The 15,933-nt window shown below is 43.3% G+C and carries 16 protein-coding genes; 8 read left to right on the top strand and 8 right to left on the bottom strand.

All coding sequences use genetic code 11. From position 1 onward, the window contains the following. Positions 1-61 precede the first annotated feature (61 nt). Complete coding sequence (gene nadA / locus ABF86_RS01595; RefSeq protein ID WP_011635292.1) at positions 62-1,162, bottom strand: quinolinate synthase NadA; 1,101 nt, start codon at positions 1,160-1,162, stop codon at positions 62-64. 289 nt (positions 1,163-1,451) lie between these two features. Here nadA and lptC point away from each other — a divergent pair, with 289 nt between their 5' ends. From lptC to ABF86_RS01555, 8 genes are all read left to right on the top strand, one after another. After that, positions 1,452-2,033 carry an LPS export ABC transporter periplasmic protein LptC gene (gene lptC, locus ABF86_RS01590; RefSeq protein ID WP_074456173.1) on the top strand — a complete coding sequence of 194 codons (582 nt, stop codon included), beginning with the start codon at positions 1,452-1,454 and terminating at the stop codon, positions 2,031-2,033. A 105-nt stretch (positions 2,034-2,138) separates the two neighbouring features. Beyond that, the gene (gene lptA / locus ABF86_RS01585; protein WP_240142186.1) at positions 2,139-2,654 is read left to right on the top strand and encodes a lipopolysaccharide transport periplasmic protein LptA; all 516 of its coding nucleotides are present in this window, start codon (positions 2,139-2,141) and stop codon (positions 2,652-2,654) included. 51 nt (positions 2,655-2,705) lie between these two features. Beyond that, positions 2,706-3,428, top strand: a complete 723-nt coding sequence (gene lptB / locus ABF86_RS01580; protein ID WP_011635295.1) for an LPS export ABC transporter ATP-binding protein — start codon at positions 2,706-2,708, stop codon at positions 3,426-3,428. A 5-nt stretch (positions 3,429-3,433) separates the two neighbouring features. Continuing rightward, positions 3,434-4,897, top strand: a complete 1,464-nt coding sequence (locus ABF86_RS01575; protein WP_074456172.1) for an RNA polymerase factor sigma-54 — start codon at positions 3,434-3,436, stop codon at positions 4,895-4,897. Between the two features lie 174 nt (positions 4,898-5,071). Further along, on the top strand, positions 5,072-5,407 hold the full coding sequence (raiA, locus tag ABF86_RS01570) for a ribosome-associated translation inhibitor RaiA (protein WP_011635297.1): 336 nt from the start codon (positions 5,072-5,074) through the stop codon (positions 5,405-5,407). Positions 5,408-5,647: 240 nt separating this feature from the next. Continuing rightward, positions 5,648-6,118 (top strand): PTS IIA-like nitrogen regulatory protein PtsN, encoded by a 471-nt coding sequence (ptsN, locus tag ABF86_RS01565; RefSeq protein ID WP_011635298.1) that lies wholly within the window; start codon positions 5,648-5,650, stop codon positions 6,116-6,118. Continuing rightward, entirely contained in the window at positions 6,105-7,076 is a 972-nt protein-coding gene (gene hprK, locus ABF86_RS01560) for an HPr(Ser) kinase/phosphatase (protein ID WP_011635299.1), read from the top strand. Before ptsN ends, hprK begins: the two co-directional genes overlap by 14 nt. A 185-nt stretch (positions 7,077-7,261) precedes the next feature. Further along, complete coding sequence (locus ABF86_RS01555) at positions 7,262-7,876, top strand: flavin prenyltransferase UbiX (protein WP_011635300.1); 615 nt, start codon at positions 7,262-7,264, stop codon at positions 7,874-7,876. Positions 7,877-7,925: 49 nt separating this feature from the next. Here the strand turns inward: ABF86_RS01555 and ABF86_RS01550 are convergent, their stop codons facing one another. From ABF86_RS01550 to ABF86_RS01520, 7 genes are all read right to left on the bottom strand, one after another. Further along, entirely contained in the window at positions 7,926-8,564 is a 639-nt protein-coding gene (locus tag ABF86_RS01550) for a 5-formyltetrahydrofolate cyclo-ligase (protein WP_074685339.1), read from the bottom strand. Further along, on the bottom strand, positions 8,557-9,684 hold the full coding sequence (mutY, locus tag ABF86_RS01545; protein ID WP_074685337.1) for an A/G-specific adenine glycosylase: 1,128 nt from the start codon (positions 9,682-9,684) through the stop codon (positions 8,557-8,559). Before mutY ends, ABF86_RS01550 begins: the two co-directional genes overlap by 8 nt. Before the next feature lie 21 nt (positions 9,685-9,705). Continuing rightward, positions 9,706-10,251 carry a septation protein A gene (locus ABF86_RS01540; RefSeq protein ID WP_011635303.1) on the bottom strand — a complete coding sequence of 182 codons (546 nt, stop codon included), beginning with the start codon at positions 10,249-10,251 and terminating at the stop codon, positions 9,706-9,708. A gap of 96 nt (positions 10,252-10,347) precedes the next feature. Further along, positions 10,348-12,045, bottom strand: coding sequence for an ATP-binding cassette domain-containing protein (locus ABF86_RS01535; RefSeq protein ID WP_074685335.1), 1,698 nt, complete (start codon positions 12,043-12,045; stop codon positions 10,348-10,350). A gap of 518 nt (positions 12,046-12,563) precedes the next feature. Beyond that, complete coding sequence (locus tag ABF86_RS01530) at positions 12,564-13,196, bottom strand: hypothetical protein (RefSeq protein WP_240142185.1); 633 nt, start codon at positions 13,194-13,196, stop codon at positions 12,564-12,566. Positions 13,197-13,232: 36 nt separating this feature from the next. Next, the gene (locus tag ABF86_RS01525) at positions 13,233-15,377 is read right to left on the bottom strand and encodes a CopD family protein (RefSeq protein WP_074685333.1); all 2,145 of its coding nucleotides are present in this window, start codon (positions 15,375-15,377) and stop codon (positions 13,233-13,235) included. 5 nt (positions 15,378-15,382) lie between these two features. After that, positions 15,383-15,814, bottom strand: a complete 432-nt coding sequence (locus ABF86_RS01520; protein ID WP_074685331.1) for a copper resistance CopC family protein — start codon at positions 15,812-15,814, stop codon at positions 15,383-15,385. Positions 15,815-15,933: the final 119 nt, after the last annotated feature.

Below are 15,933 nucleotides of genomic sequence, written 5' to 3'. Positions count from 1 at the left end.
CCTGGCAGAGAAGCAATCCTGTCAGTATCCGCAGACAAAACCGGCAATTTCACCATCGATACTATTTCGAGACCTCAAGCATCTTTTCGAGCGTCAGCCTGGCCAGACTGGCCTGTGGTTCCGGCACGCTAATCTGATTAACCACACGACCCTCAGCCAGATTTTCAAGTGACCAGGCCAAGTGCTGTGGATCGATCCGCGCCATAGTCGAACACATACATACCATCGGCGACATGAACTGAATAATTTTGCCTTCGGACTTGAACTCCTCAGCAATGCGACCAACCAGATTCAATTCCGTCCCGACCAGCCAGCGAGTACCGGCTTTCGCTGCCCGGATGGTATTGATGATGTACTCGGTCGATCCAACAAAATCAGATGCCTTACACACCTCAAAGCTGCATTCCGGATGTGAAATAACCAACCCATCCGGATATTGGTTGCGAAAGCGAAGGATATGCTGCGGCTGAAACATTTGGTGAACGGAACAATGCCCTTTCCATAAAAGGATTTTGGCTTTTTCAATCTGTTCTGGTGTCAATCCGCCCATGGGTTCATCAAAATCCCACACTGGCATTTCATCCGACGATAGCCCCATCTTGTATCCGCTCCAACGACCTAGGTGCTGATCAGGGAAAAACAGTACTTTTTCACGTCGGTCAAATGCCCATTGCAGAATCTTTACAGCGTTACTGGAAGTACAAACGATACCACCATGTTGTCCACAAAAGGCCTTTAGATCAGCACTGGAATTGATATAAGTTACTGGTGTCACCCCCTCATCCGGGTCGAGCACTTCTGTCAGTTCACGCCAAGCACGTTCTACCTTGGTGAGATTAGCCATATCTGCCATAGAGCAACCTGCGGAAAGATCAGGCAGGATGACGGTTTGTTCAGGGCTGGAAAGAATATCCGCTACCTCTGCCATGAAGTGCACCCCGCAAAACACCAGAAAATCAGCATCTGTCTGCGCGGCGAGATAAGAAAGCTTAAGTGAGTCTCCGGTCAGATCGGCATGCCGGTAAACATCTGCACGCTGATAGTGATGTGCCAATATAATGGCGCGCTTTCCCAGCTTCTGTTTAGCTGCAACGATCCGTTGCGTACATACTTCATCTTGCAGTAATTCGTAATTCTCAAAATCGATTGCGTTTGCTTGCATAATCAATCCAGCTTTATTTATCGTGAAATATGACCATAATCACATTAAGATACTTATTCAAGCAAAAAGTGCAAATTAAAAAGCTGTTCTGCAGATTCTGCAATACCCGCCGAAAACAAAGATACTTGGCTCTGAATGCGACAACTATTGTGAAAAAGGGACTCTGCTATAATTCCTAAAAACAGCGCATTAACAGTGTGTTGTCTGTTTTTAACTATACTGTTTGATCGGGAATGACCGGAGAAACAATCCATATTCATCATAAAGTCTATGCGTAATATGTCTTAACATGACACGTTCATTATTTTCAAGACCGTCCATATGGTTGGTTATTTTGCTTCTGCTTACTCTCTGGCTGGACAGCGTCCTGCAGCGCCCGCGCCTGCAGCAGGGCAACGATTTGCAGCAAGAGATAGACTACATCATTGAAAATCTTAACGGGATACAGGTCAACCATGAATTTGAACGAAATCGTTTTTTCTCAGCTGACAAACTGATCCACTACTCAACAGAAGACATAACGCAGCTGGAGCACGTACGCTTTACCAGCATAGAACCGGATAAACCACTGCTCAGAGTGACTTCTGATTGGGCTGAGCTGACTAAAGATGGAGATGATATTTTCCTAACCGAAAACGTTTCTATTATCAGGGGAGAAGATCTGGACAAAGACAAGGTAACCATGCTGACTGATTTTTTACACCTTATTCCGGATACTGATATCGCCAAAACCGATCGACCAGTTACCGTGATCAGAATGAACAGTGTTCTCAACGCCGTAGGGTTGTTCATGAACAATCGGACCGGTGAGATTTTGATGCAGTCCCGGGTCAAAGCACATGACGAACGTACACCACGCTCATCCCGCTAGAGGATGCCGCACCAACACGGATTCTGATTCTTCTGGTTTTCTTATTTTACTTTTTGTATCTATCGGTTTATGCAATCTCAATGTTTGTTCCTAAGCTTGTCTCTCATGTTTTTCTCAGCCACTGCCCTGGCTGAACGCGCAGATCGCGATAAGCCAATTCATCTGGAAGCCGATCGCGCAACTGTCGAAGATTACAAGCAAAAAGGGGAGTTTCGTACCAGCATATTTACCGGGAATGTCATATTGACCCAGGGAACGCTTATTCTTCGTGCAGATAAAGTCGTGATGAAGGAGGACAGCACGGGTTACCGGCACGCTACAGCTTATGGCAATCTGGTCAGCTATCGTCAAAAGCGTGATGGCGTTGATGAGTACGTTGAAGCATGGAGCCGACGCGCAGAATATGACAACAAAACCGACAAAATAGAATTGTTTGGAAGCGCGCGACTGAAACGCGGCACCGATGAAGTAGAAGGGGATTATATCTCCTACGATATAGCAAGCGACTTTTTTCAGGTATTTGGCCAGCCTCAAGCGGAAAATGATAAAAATTCTGATCACAGGGTACGTGCCGTGATTCAGCCAAAAGCGAAACAACCTGACGCAGAAACAGAAAAATAAAACTATCAAAAAATATATTTACCACTGTATATCGCCACTCCGGGTCATCTTATGAGTGAATTAAGAGCTGAAAATCTGAAAAAAAAATATCAGTCACGCACCGTCGTGATGGATGTATCTTTCTCTGTTCGCAGCGGCGAGGTTGTTGGTCTGCTTGGCCCTAATGGTGCAGGCAAAACCACCTGTTTCTACATGGTGGTTGGACTGGTTCCATTGAACGGAGGGGAAATATTTCTGGATGAACACAATCTGAGCCAGCTGCCGATTCATCAGCGCGCCCGGTTGGGGTTAAGCTATCTTCCCCAGGAGGCATCAGTTTTCCGTCGGCTTTCGGTCGAAGAAAACATTCTTGCAGTACTAGAATTACAACACTTTCAGAAAGATGAAATGCAGCGGCATCTGGACGGATTGCTACATGACCTGCATATCGGTCATCTGCGTGAGAGCCTAGGCATGAGCCTATCGGGTGGTGAACGCAGGCGTGTAGAAATTGCACGAGCACTGGCATCCCAGCCGCGCTTCATCCTGCTGGACGAACCCTTCGCTGGAGTAGATCCAATTGCCGTTATGGATATCCAGAGAGTCATCGGTTTTCTCAAATCACGCGGAATCGGTGTACTTATCACAGATCATAATGTGCGAGAAACACTGGGGATTTGTGACCGTGCCTATATCATCAGCGAAGGAACCGTGCTTGCCAGTGGAGTCCCTGCTGAAATCATCAATGACGGACGTGTCCGGGAAGTTTATCTGGGGGAGCATTTCAGGCTCTGAAAAATATGAAGCCGACTCTGCAACTCAAGCTTTCTACCGGCCTTACACTGACACCGCAACTGAAACAATCAATTCAGCTGCTTCAACTATCTGCACTTGAACTCAACCAGGAAATCTCACGTATTGTCCAAGAAAACCCTTTGCTTGAGCTGGATGAAGATATCGATCAAGAAAAACTTGAAACTGAAGGACAAGATTCTTCGTTAGTATCATCAGATTTATCTGCTACAGCAGAAGCTAATGAATCCCATGATATTAGAGAAAACACTGAAATATCGAACGACTGGCTAGATGACTCATTGTATTCAGATCAGGGGGCTTTTTTAGACACACGTAGACAAGATGATGAGGAGTATGATCAGGACTATTCTCGCCTGGTTAGCAAACCCGCCAGCTTGCGTGAACACCTGCTCATGCAAATCAGCTTGAGGCAACGTTGCGAACGAAAAAAGAAAATTACCGCGCTGCTGGTGGATAGTCTGGACGATAATGGTTATTTTACTCAGGATCTGGAAGAGCTTGCCAAGTTACTTCCGGTTGAACTGGAAATCGACATCACGGACCTGAAGTCAGCCCTTGCTTATATTCAGCAACTGGATCCGCCCGGCGTGGGAGCACGCAATCTGCGGGAGTGTCTGTCTATACAGCTTTCAGCATTGCCGGATGCAACGCCACTACGAACGGAAGCACTCAAACTGGTCAATGAGCACCTGGAAAGTGTCGCTGCCAAAAATTTCCCATTGCTCAGGAAAGTTCTTGGCTGTGATGAAACCTGTTTACAGTCAGTTTACCAGTTGATCACTCAACTCAATCCCAAGCCTGGCGATGATTTCAACGCAACAACAGCACGTTATGTCATTCCTGATGTGATTGTGACCAAATCGGCTAGAGGCTGGGTGGCACAGCTCAATTCCGATTCAGTTCCGCGTGTGCGCGTTAACCATTTATATGCCGACATTCTGAAGCAGAATCGTAATGAAGCAATCCGACCACTGATGGAGCAACTGAAAGAGGCCCGCTGGCTGATCAGAAATATCGACCAGCGCATGGTTACCATACTCCGGGCCAGTCAGGCGATTATTGATTGCCAGCAAGCATTCCTGGAGCATGGCGAAACAGCTGTGCGCCCCCTTGTTATGCGTGAAATTGCCGAAGTTCTTGGATTACATGAGTCAACCATTTCTCGTATCACAACCCAGAAGTATATGCGGACACCGCACGGTATCTTTGAGCTCAAATATTTCTTTGGAAGCCATATTCCCGCTGAAACGGGTGAAGCACATTCAGCCATAGCTATTCGTGGACTTATTAAGCAATTGATCCAGAATGAGGATCGAAAAAAGCCACTTAATGATAGTCAAGTTTCACAAATACTCGCGCAGCAGGGTATTGTTGTTGCTCGCCGTACTGTTGCAAAATATCGGGAGTTCATGCATATTCCCCCGACTAATTTACGTAAAATACCCTAGGAAAATTCTGAAAAAATCAGCTGATTACCATGAAGCAAATCAAGGTGAAAAAGTACAGTTCACAAATAGCATATGTGTACTCGAAACCTGATTTCAGGTCGGTATAGCCAGACAGATACTTTCAGAGTTTTCCATGATACCCTTGAACACGACTCTCTCACATAAGGAGAAATAATGAATTTGAATCTCACCGGTAATCACGTGGCAATCACACCTGCCATGCGTGACTACGTTACGTCCAAAATCGAGAGGAGCACACGCCACTTTGACAATATCATGGCTATCAATGTGACCCTTTCCGTGGATAAACTCAAACAAAAGGCTGAAGCCACGGTTCACTTACCAGGTAGAGAGATTTTTGTCGAGGCCGATAGCACCGATATGTATGCTTCAATTGATAGTCTGGCAGATAAGCTGGCTCGCCAGATCCTTAAGCATAAGGAAAAAAATATTAGACAGCGCAACGATCAGGGTGGGCTGAAAGATCAGGAATTTGAACAGCCCGAATAAACCCGTCCACTTCTCCTCATATATTTGTAAAGAACTGCAGCAGCAATGCCAGAAAAATCTCGAAAAATGGGACCGTACCTAATCAACAGCCAACTATAGCCATGTTGCCCGCGCAGCGGAAAAGATGACCTACGGAACATCAGCAAGTTGGGCACATATATAGTGAGTGATATAAAAAAACAGTCCCGTTTTCAATAAGAAGAAAACACCGCCTAATTTCCTAAAGTGGTTTGAATCTCCATGAATCTCATTACTCAATTATTGCCGGAATCCAACATTATTATTGATCTGGATGTGACCAGCAAGAAACGTGTATTTGAGCAAGTTGGTCTGTTATTTGAAAATACCCTGCATATTGCGCGCAGCCAGGTTTTTGACAGCTTGTTCGCACGTGAGAAACTCGGATCAACCGGGCTTGGTCAGGGAGTCGCCATCCCGCATGGCCGGATCAAGGGACTGCGCGAAGCAGCTGCAGCGCTGGTCAGAATGAAGGAAGCTATACCTTTCGACGCTCCAGACGGCCAACCTGTCAGTATTATCTGCATCTTGCTGGTGCCGGAAAAAGCAACAGATCAGCACTTGATGATACTGAGCGAACTAGCACAAATGTTTAGTAATAAAAGCTTCCGCGAAAAACTGCGCCATGGCCGGAGTGCTAAAGAAATTCATCAACTCATCTCCGAGTGGACGCCTGAACATGTCTCAGGTTAGCGTCAAACAACTATTTGAAGAAAACAAGGAAAAATTATGTCTGCAATGGGGTGAACCGCCGCCTGCCATAGACAGGCGGCTTGAGAATCACCTGATCGCCAGCTCAACACAGGAACTGATCGGTCATCTCAACTTTGTTCATCCCAACTGGATACAGGTTCTGAACCAGATATCCGTCAAATATCTTGAACAGCTTGATGATTTTTCTCTTCAAAAAAGGCTAAATCAACTAGCTAGAAGTCAACTTTCCTGTCTGATCGTAGCAGACGGTGCGCCAATCCCGTATTCCATCAGACAGTTCGTGAATGAACACTCTATCCCGCTGATTCGTTCAGAAATTGCCAGCCTTGAGATTATCTGGGGATTGCAAACCTATCTTGTGAGAGTACTGGCGCCCGTTATCAGTCGGCATGGTGTATTACTGGATGTACTTGGAATGGGTGTCATGATCACCGGAGAGAGTGGCGTTGGTAAAAGTGAACTCGCTCTGGAGCTTATCAGCCGCGGACACGGCCTGGTTGCAGATGATGTCGTCGAATTACGCCGTATTGGCCCTGAAACGCTGGAAGGCAGGTGTCCGCCGCTGTTGCGAGATTTTCTTGAAGTACGCGGACTGGGATTGCTGAATATTCGTACCATATTCGGAGAAACTGCAATTCGGCGACACAAAAATATGAAGCTGATCGTGCAGCTTGAAAAAACTGCTGGCAGTAGTATTAATGCTTATGAACGACTGCCACTGAGTAACCTCAACGAAATTATTCTGAATGTCAGTATCCGCAAGGTGACTATTCCAGTTGCCGCCGGCCGTAATCTGGCAGTATTGGTAGAAGCAGCAGTCCGGAATTATATTTTGCAACTCCGGGGAATTGACAGTACCCAGGAATTTGTCCGCCGACATGAATCAGAAATGAATGGGAATACCGCAGAGCACTTCGACGATCCTCATACTGAATGAAGTGTAAAGTAAAAATCTGCCATATAACTACCTTGCTTCTATATGAAAACTCTGGAAAAAGAACAGGCTATGACAAAGCAAATCCAGATAAAATATACGATTCACAAGCAGTAATTGTGTACTTCAAGCCTGATTCCGGCACAACATAACCGAGCAGCCGTTCTTCAAAATCTTCCCGGAAAAATATGAGCGAAAAGAAAACAATTACGATTGCCTTGACTGGCGCATCCGGTATGCCATACGGTATTCGCCTGCTGGAAATACTTCTGCAGCAAGGTCATCGAGTTTATTTGCTTTACTCTCAAGCTGCTCAAATTGTGGCGCAACAAGAAATGGCCCTGACACTATCTCCTCGTCCCAAAGAAACAGAAGCTTTCCTGAATAGCTATTTCAATATTGAGCCAGGCCTGCTCAGAATTTTTGGTCGGGAAGAATGGTTTGCACCAGTTGCTTCCGGCTCCAACCCGGCTGATGCCATGGTAATCTGCCCCTGTACTATGGGTACTCTATCCGCTGTGGCAGCCGGTTTAGGACAAAAACTAATAGAACGTGCGGCAGATGTCATGCTGAAGGAACAGCGCAAACTTATTCTGGTTGCCAGGGAAACACCCTTCTCTGTTATCCATCTAGAAAACATGCTGAAACTCGCTCGCAGCGGCGCAGTGATACTTCCCGCCAATCCCGGCTTTTACCATTTACCCGAGAACATTCAGGATATCGTTGATTTTATCGTTGCACGTATACTCGACCAGCTTGGTGTAACACATACCCTGATGCCCCGCTGGGGGAGTGGTAACTAAGTAAGCTGAAAGATCTTCTCCGAATTCACTACCAGAAACAAAAAACCAGCTAATCCCGGACAAAGCTGTTTCGGGCTGCACAATCGGAAACCGTCAGCGGCATAAGGCCAGCATCTGTTCTGCACAAAATAGATTGTTCAGTCACAATATAATCCATCGGAATATCGTGTTGCTGCGGATGAATCGTTGGCAGGCGCAGCATCTCAAATACCACACCAATAGCGAGCGGACGCGGATTCATCGTTGCGAGTGTGCGATCAAAATAACCGCTGCCATAACCAAGACGATAACCTTGTTCATCAAAACCAAGCAGTGGAATGATAATACTGTCAACAGTGATTTCCCGGGTATTGTCGGGGAACGATATTCCGTAAATATCCTTTTTCATTGGCGCTCCCGGCCACCATTCGATGAACCTGAGTGGCTCTCCTTTACCGATTACCTCTGGCAAGGCAAGAGTGGCGCCACGCGCTCTCAAATCTGTCATGGCTGGCACTGGGTCATATTCACCCTGATGCGGCCAATAAAAACCAATCCGCTGATTCTCAAGGATAGGAAAGCCTTGTGTCAGTGCGGCGGTAATTGCATCACTCCAGAGAACGCGCTGTGCTGCTGGGATCTGCTGGCGTAATTCGCGCAGATGAGTACGCTGCTGCTGTTTCCAAGGCTGGGAAGTTACGTTACTCATGACAAGATTGGAGTAAGGGTTGGGTCATTAACAACAATTTTCTGACAGGAACGGGGATCGCCCGTTGCAAAGCTTCCTCAATTGTCATCCAAAGAAAGTCATTTTCCTCGCTATTTTCTTCATACTCTGGCAGATACATTATTGATTGCAGGAGTTGCGGCTGAATAATCAATTTAAAATGCGTAAACGTATGTTGCAAATGAGGAAGCTCAGCAAATTTTAACACCTGTAGATGTAAATTCTTTTTACAGTAATCAACACTGTCCTCATTAATGGAAGTTTCCGGGAAACACCACAATCCACCCCAAATACCGGAAGCCGGCCGCTTCTTTAGCAAAATACGGCCTTGATTCAGGAGGATTAAATGTACAATTTCTTTGATAGGAGGCGTTTTCCTGGGCTTGGGAACAGGCAAAACAGCCGTCAGATCATTCTGATATGCATAGCAATCAGCCTGCAACGGACAATGTTCGCAACGTGGTTGGGTACGCACACAGACCAGCGCTCCAAGATCCATTAGTGCCTGGGTATAGGATGCTATAGTTTTATGATCTTCTTCAACAGGCAACAGATCTTCCGCCAATTGCCACAGTTGTTCTTCAATCATTCTTTCACCTGGGTGCCCGTTAACACCAAAGTAACGGATCAAAATACGCTTGACGTTTCCGTCAAGAATCGTGCAACGCTTACCAAATGCAAAAGCAGCAATGGCCGCTGCGGTAGAACGGCCTATCCCTGGTAATCGTTGAAGTGTAGCGATATCCTGCGGAAACGCGCCACCATACTGCTCCATTATCATACGTGCTGTCCGGTGCAAATTGCGTCCGCGTGAGTAATAACCCAAACCGCTCCATAGCGTGAGCACTTCTTCAACCGGCGCGCTGGCAAGTGGTGCAATATTTGGAAAAACAGTCATAAAACGCTCGTAATATGGAATAACCGTACTGACCTGTGTTTGTTGCAGCATTATCTCGGATATCCATATAGCATAAGGATCACTGATTCCCTGCCATGGCAGGGAATGTCGCCCGTATACAAGCTGCCAGCGGATCAACCTACCAGCGAAAAAATCTGATTCAACAGCTGAAGTCCGAGGCCGTCTGGTTGCCTGTTGAATCATAAATTTAACGGTACATCATAATTATATTTTCTGGTTATCATTTTTCTCCATGTATTTTCCCAACAGAAGAGCCTGCAGGATAATGAAGACAAACATAAGCCCCATGAAGCCAAACAATTTGAAATTTACCCAGGTATCAGTCGAATAGTTGTAGGCAACATAAAGATTAAGAGCCCCCATCGCACCAAAAAAAACTGACCAGCTGATATTGAGCCTCACCCATACCGGTTCGGGCAACTTGATCTGATCCTTCATCATAGCTCGGATCAGATTTTTTCCAAAAAAACTGTGTGCCAAAAAGAGAATGACAGCAAATAACCAATAAAGCACGGTAGGTTTCCATTTAATAAAAGTCTCATCCTGCAGGATGAGCGTTGCACCACCAAAAACGATAATGATTGCAAGACTCACCCATAACATATTGTCAACCTTACGATGGCGCAACCACACCCAGCCAATTTGAGCAAAAGTAGCGACGATGGCAACCGCTGTCGCGCTGTAGATACCGTAAATTTTGTAGGTGGCGAAAAACAGGATTATCGGAAAAAGATCAAAAAGAAATTTCATTCAAAATACCCCTAACGTTGCCAATATAATCATAATTATGCTGTTCGTTATATCAGTGACATGTTTACCTTAATGCAACATCATCAAAAATAGATGTTATCTAACTGAAGTCTGGCTGATCATAGATAATGCATCCAGGTTCCCAAGATCTAACAGCTGATCAGCAAGATCAAGTATTGCAGGGCGCGCCGAAAGAATCAGAACTGTGCGATTACTAAGTAATACGCACAGCGCGCGCATCAAGAAAGGATTATCAGTATCGAAACAGGCAATACTTTCATCCAGAATAATAATACCGGGATCCTTTAATAGCGCTCGGGCAATAAGAATGCGCTGGCGCTGGTCATCGGAAAGCACATCGTTACATTTCTTGAGCTTCGTTTGCAGACCATGTGGCAGCTTACAGATAAATTCCATTGCCTGACTAGCATGTGCTGCTGTAGTAATCGCTATCTCCTTACTGCAACGTAAACTGCCGTAGGCAATATTTGCTGCAATTGTGTCAATTAAAAGATCTTCATCTGGAGTAATCCAGGCGATATTGCCACATAATTCAGCATGGCTTATCCGACTAATATCTTTATCATCCAGCAAAATTCTGCCGGTTGATGGTTGCTCGAAACCACAAACAAGATCGGCAAATAGTTTGTTAATACGAGCATCATGATTTATTAATGCAATTTTCTTTCCAGGAGCGATTTCAAGGTTAAAGTAGGGTAACCAAGATTTTTCCTGATAATCCTTATAACTAACACTCTCAAGCCGCAGCTTACCCTTGGCACGTTCAACCCGGACAGCAAGAGTATTTTCAACAACCATTTCAGAATTCTGATCCAACAATGAAAAAATAACGTGCAATGCTTCATTACATTGCTGCAGTAACAAATTGATATGAGACAATCGCTTCAACGGAAAAACAAGCATCAGCCCTGCCGTAAAAAATGCAACAGCGTCCTCTACAGTCAATTGGCTCAGAACAAGTTGTTGCAAAAAATAATAAAGAATCCCTGTAAGTATCCCTATCAGGAAAATGGAGGCCAATAATTCCAGTAGTCCTGTCTGATAGATCTGCCTCAGTAAAGTAAGTTGTAATTGCCTGAACATATTTCGGATACGCTCAACCTCTTGTTTATAACCTTTATCCAAGAAGATAACTCTGCTATGTCGCAGTGTTTTGGATATCACTCTGGAAACTTCATGTTGTTCTTGATCCAGCATACTTCGCTGATAAGTATTCGCATAAAATATTTGCCTGATTAAAAGCGCTGCAGCCAGCACTGTTAGTATCAAAAAGGATATATCCGGATTCAGCCAGATCATTATTGAAAATAATCCGACTACAATCAGGGAATCTCTGTATAAACAGATTCCAAGTGAGATAGCATTGCGATATAGCTTTTCTATAGATTTGAAGAAGTATAAGGAAATTGTGTTAGCAGGAAGATCGGAACAAGCTGGCGGCAATATCAGTAATTTCTTGAATATTTCCACACGTATATCCAGTATGAGCCCGTCAAGCAAGCGATGAATCACATAATATCCTGACCAACTGGCGATAACGATTACTAACAAGAGTACCACCAATATCAAAGGAAGTGATTGCAGTAACTGCCGGTTACCTCCGGGTAATATTTGAGTAAATAATTGCCCTGCTATTAATGGGATTAATGAAGCTGAGATAGCAGCCAATCCACCAACAACAATAATGATTATAAAGGATGTCCAGTGGGATCCATTCCAGGTTAAAAAGCGCTTCAACAGTTCAATCTGAATCACTAGCCGCTTATCTGGCATTGCAAGGGGGTAAGATGAGGGAATCAGTGTAACAAGTAAAACTACATCAAATCACGAGGATACTGATAGTAACCTAACGATACAAAACATCAGAAGATATTTAGAAAACACCAATTATTTAATACAGTTTATTACTATAAATAAAAATTCGCTCAACTAATAATTGAATCAAGTAAGACACTACAGATGGAAATCAGGCGATGCTCACAGAAAAACTTTGGCTTTCTGATTAACCTTAAAGACTAACTGCCCGAAATATCAACCAAGCTGTCATTTTATGATACAGGTTGCTTCAAATTGTCGAATAATTCAATAAGATCTACTAGAAAACATGCGTGTGTTATCGCAGGTTTGCAGAGATGAGATTCAATAAAAACTGAATAAAGCTCATGTGAGTAACGATTATCAAAGATAATTCGAGCTGAAAATACAGAAAAAGCAGGATAATTTAAATTATCCTGCTTTTTCTTACTTTTTTAATTCTAAGTTAGAACTCAGCAGTACGAATGATAATATTCTTAATCTTCTTCGGTATTGCTTTCACTTTCTTCGGAAGAAGATTCGTGTTCATGCTCATGCTCATGCTCAGTGGCATTTTCATCCTCAGCATCTCCATGATGGTGTTCATGTGCCTCTTCTTCTTTAGTGTCGGCAGACGCTCCTTGAACTAACGATGTAAATCGAGCAGTATATGTTTTATTATCCTCTGGTACTGCGAAAACAGATATTACTGTTTCGGGAGTAATTTTAAAATCGCCTGTTCCTTTCATGAAATTTGCAAATATAGGCGTCAATTTTATTGAAACTTTGTTTCCATCTTTATCAAAAATATTTGCTTTTGCTGATCCGCCCTTAGAAAGTATTTGATCACGATTGTTTTGATCAGTAATATACAAACGTAATTCACCATCCTTAGCCAGCAACTCAAAGTGATACGGACCTGTTGCAAGCAATTGCCCGCCATGCGCTCCTTTTACTACTTTTGAATCCTCACCTGGATGTGAATGTGCCCACGCTGAACCAGTCAACAAAACAATCAAACCAGAAAAAACAACACCGACTAGAAAATTTTTCATACCACCCCCTCTCACAGTTAAAAATTGCTCTACAAGCTCTACAATTTTATTATTAAACCTACTTAAATAGGCCAACTAAAACTCTTCTTTCTGAAGTCTCTCTTGATAGAATTAATGTGCATGATTATGCAGCTGTGGCAATATCTCCTTTTCCTGATTAAGTTGCTGAAGTTGATCAGTAAGTAACACCAGGTTATCCCAGCCAGATTGATCCATCGAAGGTATCCATCGTGCACGCAAAAAGCCAAACCGATCAACAAGAAATTCCATGTGATCAGGTATATTACCTTTTCCTAGAATATCAGGATATTTAAGGGTTCGCCTATATAAAATGTAACTATCTTTTATTTCAAGCCATCCATCCCTTACCACTTCAATAGAGTTATTGGCAGCAAAGTCAGCTATTGCTGTTTCACTGTATTCATCTAAAGGAATGGCGAGTATAACAGTATTTAAGTTTCTAAATTTTTCGTAATTTTCGCTCAACTCTTTCAATCTTTCTAAAGAACTGGGCCAGCTAAAAAATGCCAGCAAAACATTTTTATTTTGTCGATATTCTTTAAGAGTACCAGTAGTGTCAGTATAGGTTGTAAACTGGAAATCAGGTGGTGTCGTTGAGAGTTTATACGAAGCAGCAATGGGACCCAGCCACCTTAGCTGATAGCCACTCGACATTGCTCGAATATAATTAACAATATCCCATCGATCCTCTTCCTCTAGCTTTTCAGAAAAACCAGGCATGCCTGCTTCTTTAATACCATGACTTATCCAATGAAAAAAATCGCCAGCAAGATGTCTCGATGTATATAAATCAGTGAGTAAATCTGTAGGCATCTTCGGTAAGGTTTTAGCAAGAATGCCATTACCTATCCCTTGCGGCCCATGACAAGTGGAGCAAAATTCAGAAAAATGAGCTGTTCCATTCGAAATTGAAATTGCATCAAATGGAATTGGTGTATTTCGATATGTTTCAGGAAACGCATCAACAGCAAATTGGGGTAACGTAACAGCTGCGCAACCTAACATTAGCGCCATTGTCACCATATTATGTTTTCTGGGACTCCTGTTTTTTTTTATCCCCAGCAAGAATGAACCAATCGCTGTAACAAATAAAATGACTCCCAATACCAGAAAAAACTGAACACCTGGATCTTTCCATGTCCCCGCTCCCAAAGTTCCCTCTATTGTGAAGCGGAATGAATAAGGCCAATTTTCAACTATTGCATGTTTAGCGGGCACAGAGTTGGAGAGGATTGTTGCAAACAATACAAGCAACAATGCGAATAAAAATTCAATCCGAACCCATTTCCTTAATTTTTCCACACCAATATTGGCAGCATCCCCATCATAATCATAGTTTTCTGCCTGAACAGCTTTATGCATTACTTTTGAAAATAGGAAATTCTTCCGTTCACTTTCCTTTTTAAGCTCGGAGAAATTAATCGAATCACAAACTCGTTCAAATGAAGGAAGCCACTTTGATCGTGCCTGGAAAGCTATCAATAAAATAACCACCAATAAAGAAATTTTGATGATCAATGCCCAGCCATAAGTGCTCGCAACCAGTGCATGATAATAATTCTCAACCATCCGATCTGTCAGAACCAGGCCTGTTAATATAATTACAGTCATAACGGGCAAAGCAATGAAAGAAAACTTCTTAAGGCTTTCTACATTCAAAACCAGTTGAGTACCCTTTTCCTCACAATTACGTCGATCAAAAATAATAAACAAAAATGCCGGCAGCGCACCAAACCACACTCCAGCCATCAAAATATGCATGACATAAACAGGAGCATAAAACAAGAAATTCTCGTCTGAACCAGCATGACTTACCATAGCAGAAGCTATCAAAGGCAGAGATGCCAAGCCTGCAACCATGACGTAATGCCATCTGGCCCGCTCACGTTTTAGCGAGACAAATGTAGCAGCACCCAGCAAAAGCAAAGCTGATACCGCACGTACTGCCCACATGTGCCCCATATTGGTATGCTGGACAATTTTTATCCATGCATCAGGCTTCCATACGTTTGATTCAATCCCTGTTGCTTTTCCCGTAGTAGTTGCCAAAATCCCTACGAGACCAATTAAAATTATACAAGCCAACAATGGAAATAATTTTTCTAAACGTAGGATCCAGTTATTACTAAATAACTCCTTCCTTGCGCCCGCTACCGCGAGATAAGTACAACTGCCAAGCAATACCAGATTAGCAACAAGCTGTGACCAACGAGCGAGTATCGCAACAACTTCCATTACTTTTACTTAATTTTATTTTTCTTAACTGTAAATTTATATTCTGAATCCAGTACGTGCCCATCTACTGACAACACCCTAAACTTAACTGTATACCGACCTTCTGCTAATTCCGGCAGCTCCAGGTAGATAGATTTTGAATCATCTGGATGTGCAAGAGGTTTTTTTTCCGTTAAAACTTTATTATTCGCATCAAGCAAGGAAAGCGAAGCATAATCTGCCTCAATTTCCTCATTGAACCATAACCTAATTTGTTGCGGAGGATCGGCAAGAACAGCTCTGCGCGCAGGCTCAGCTTTAACTAGTTCAGCATGTGCAAACACAGCAGTGGGATGCGCCACCAGAATTACCAATCCAAATCCTAGAATTGCAATATTCATCTTTACCGTGGTAGCTAGCTTTATCATAATAAATTTAAAATAATTATTCTTGATCATATCATTATCCTATTGATAATTAAGACAAATAAAAGAATCGGGATTACTATTCACCAAATAAAACTTATTTTAGTATTCCTGTACGAATGATCCGACTATGTATTTTTTTCTTTTTGATT

It is taken from the genome of Nitrosomonas sp. GH22, assembly GCF_009833115.1.
In the GTDB taxonomy this organism is placed as follows: Bacteria; Pseudomonadota; Gammaproteobacteria; order Burkholderiales; family Nitrosomonadaceae; genus Nitrosomonas; species Nitrosomonas eutropha.
This window is presented reverse-complemented; position numbering and strand designations above follow the sequence as displayed.